Raw genomic sequence first — 3,310 nt, 5'->3', positions numbered from 1 at the left:
CCGCTAATCCGACTTATCGATTTTTACACGATCGCGTCCAACAAGCGGCTTATTCATTGATTCCTGACGAGCAAAAAACAGCAACTCACCTCAAAATAGGACGGTTACTGCTCGAAAATTTATCGGAGATTGAGCTTGAGGAAAAACTGTTCGATATTGTCGGGCATTTGAATTTAGGAATTGAGTTAATTGCTCAATCAAGGGAACGCCAAGAATTAGCTCAAATGAATTTGAAAGCTGGAGTGAAGGCGAGAAATTCCACAGCTTACGCCGCAGCAAGAGTTTATTTACAAACTGGAATTGAGTTACTGACAGCTAACTGCTGGCAGCATCAGTATGAATTAACTTTGAATCTGTATGTGGCATCGGCTGAAGTTGCCTATTTGAATGGTGACTTTGAGGAAATGGAACAGAGGGCAGCACTGGTGTTGCGATCCGCTCAAACCATACTAGAGCGAGTGAAAATTTATGAGATCCAAATCAGCGCACTGACAGCGCAGAGTCAGATGTTGGAAGCAATATCTGTGGGCAAAAATGCGCTGGTAGAATTGGGGGTTGAGTTCTCATCTGAACCTGATGAAGCCTTGACAGGCAAAGCACTACAAACCCTTGGCGCTCGCCTTCAGGGTAAACAGATTTCAGAACTGATTAACCTCCCTGCGATGAGCGACTCAGAGACAATTGCAGCGATGCAACTATTAGCCATGTTGTTTTCAGCGATTTTTTCAGCCTCTCCTGCCTTGCTACCTCTGTATTGCTCGACAATGGTGAGTCTATCTCTCCAATTTGGAAATGCGCCCGCATCAACAATCGGATATGTAGGTTATGGCCTGGTGTTATCTGCTTTTTTAGGAGAAGTAAAAACAGGTTATGATTTCGGGCGATTGGCACTGAACTTAGTCAATCAGTTGAATGTACGGGAATTTAAGTCCTCCGCTTTACTGTTTTTTGGCGCTTTCCTCCAGCATCGTCAAGAACCACTGAGGGCAGTAATACCAACTCTCAAAGATAGCTATTTAGCGGGGATGGAAACAGGTGATTTCCTCAATGCTGGCTACAGTATAGCTATTTGTTTTTACGCTCATCTATTCGGTGGAGTGGCTCTGGACGATTGGGTACTAGAAATAAAAAATTACTGTGTTGTCTTAGCGACTCTGAAGCAAGATTCTCCTCTGGCTTACCTAAAGGCAACACAACAGACGGCGCAGAACTTGACGGAAATTGTCAAGCAACCGGATTTATTAATCGGTACTGCCTACGATGAAACTGTGATGTTTCCTAAGCAGTATCAAAATAACGAACTCACTGTCCTTGCTGTTGTTTATATCTATAAACTGATGCTTGCCTATATTTTTGGCAACTACACTAATGCCCTAGACTACCTTACCCAAGCTAATCGCTATTTGATGGGAGCGACAGGAATGATTCAAATTCCTGTTTTTCATTTCTATGCTGGCTTAACCTACCTGGCACTATGCTCTATGGAGTCAGAAATTGAGCAAGCAAACACTCTTAGCAGGATGGAAATTCATCAAACGAATATTACTCAATGGGCGCATCATGCCCCCATGAATCACCAACATAAAGTTGACTTAATCAAGGCAGAAAAATGTCGAGTGTTAGGACACAAAGCAGAAGCAAGTGAGCTATACGACAAGGCAATTTCTGGAGCCAAAGCCAACGAATACATCCAAGAAGAAGCACTGGCCAATGAACTAGCCGCCAACTTTTACCTCGACTGGGGTAAACAGCGCATTGCCCAGGAATACATGACAAACGCCTACTATGGCTATGCTCGTTGGGGCGCTAAAGCCAAAGTCGCCGACTTAGAAAAACGCTATCCTCAACTACTCGCTCCCATCTTCCAGCAAACCCGTTCTCCCCTCTCCCCTCACGAAACTATCTTCACATTGGGAAGTGTCACCTCCACCAGTTCTCCCAGTTCGAGCAGTAGCAGTGTCTCTGTAGCTTTAGATTTAGCCGCCATTCTCAAAGCTTCCCAAACTCTTTCTGCCGAAATCGAATTGGAAAAACTGCTGGCATCGTTGCTGAGAATTGTCATCGAAAATGCGGGGGCTGATAAATGCGTGTTAATGCTCTTGCAAGACTCGCGCCTGCTAATCAAAGGGTCAATTAGCGTGGGGATGGAGCCAGTCGTGTTGCAGTGCCTTCTGGTTGAAGACAGTCAAGAAATTCCTCTGAAGCTAATTTACAAAGTCAAGCACGATAGGCGAACTGTTGTACTGATTGATGCGACGACCGATCCTACTTTAGCCAATGACCCATACATCATGCGTCAGCAGCCTCATAGTATCTTGTGCAGCCCGATTTTGCATCAAGGTAAGTTGAAGGGAATTTTATACCTAGAGAATAATTTAGCAACGGGGGCGTTCACCAGCGATCGGGTTGAAGTGCTGAATCTAATTTGCTCTCAAGCTGCCATTTCTTTGGAAAATGCCCGTCTTTATCAAGAATCCCAACAAGCCCTTACAGACCTCAAACAGGCACAACTAAAAATAGTCCAAAGTGAAAAAATGTCGGCATTGGGCAACTTGGTGGCTGGGGTCGCTCACGAAATCAACAACCCTGTAGGCTTCCTTGCTGGCAACATTACCCCTGCTTTAGATTACATTAATGATTTGTTTGGATTGCTCGATCTATTTGGGCAAGAATATCCTAATTACACTGCGGCAATTCAAGAGGAAATTGAAGCGATCGACCTCGATTATATCCGGGAAGACTTACCAAAGTTAGTGGGTTCCATGCACGAAGGCGTGAAGCGAATCAAAGGCATCAGCACCAGTCTTCGCATCTTTTCCCGTGCTGATAGCGATCGCCCCGTCCCCTCCAATATCCACGAGGGCCTCGAAAGCACCTTGATGATCCTAAAACATCGCCTCAAAGCTTCGGACACACGCCCAGAGATTCAAGTCATCAAGAAATACGGTGATTTGCCGAAAGTAGAGTGCTATGCAGGTCAGCTAAATCAAGTTTTTATGAATCTGTTGAGTAATGCGATCGATGCCCTTGATGAATCAAATACTGGACGGAGCTTTGCAGAGATTAAAAAGGCTCCTAATAAAATTATTATCGAAACCAAATTATCGGGCGATCGGCAGCAAGTTGTGATTCGCATCAAAGACAATGGAGTTGGCATTAATGAGGCGGTGCGAGAGAAGATTTTTGATGATTTATTTACGACAAAGGAAGTCGGTAAAGGGACGGGGTTGGGGTTAGCGATCGCACGGCAGATTGTTGTTGAGAAACACTCTGGTATTTTAGAAGTAAATTCAGCGTTAGGTCAAGGTGC

General features: G+C 44.7%; 1 protein-coding gene. It reads left to right on the top strand.

The genetic code is table 11. From position 1 onward, the window contains the following. Window positions 1–3,310, top strand: a 3,310-nt coding sequence (locus QUA33_RS27815; RefSeq protein WP_333152961.1) for an ATP-binding protein, incomplete at both ends; no start/stop codon positions are given.

It is taken from the genome of Microcoleus sp. Pol14D4 (genome assembly GCF_036701245.1).
In the GTDB taxonomy this organism is placed as follows: Bacteria; Cyanobacteriota; Cyanobacteriia; order Cyanobacteriales; family Microcoleaceae; genus Microcoleus.
Note: the sequence above shows the minus strand (reverse complement) of the source record. Positions and strands in the feature narration are given on the sequence as shown.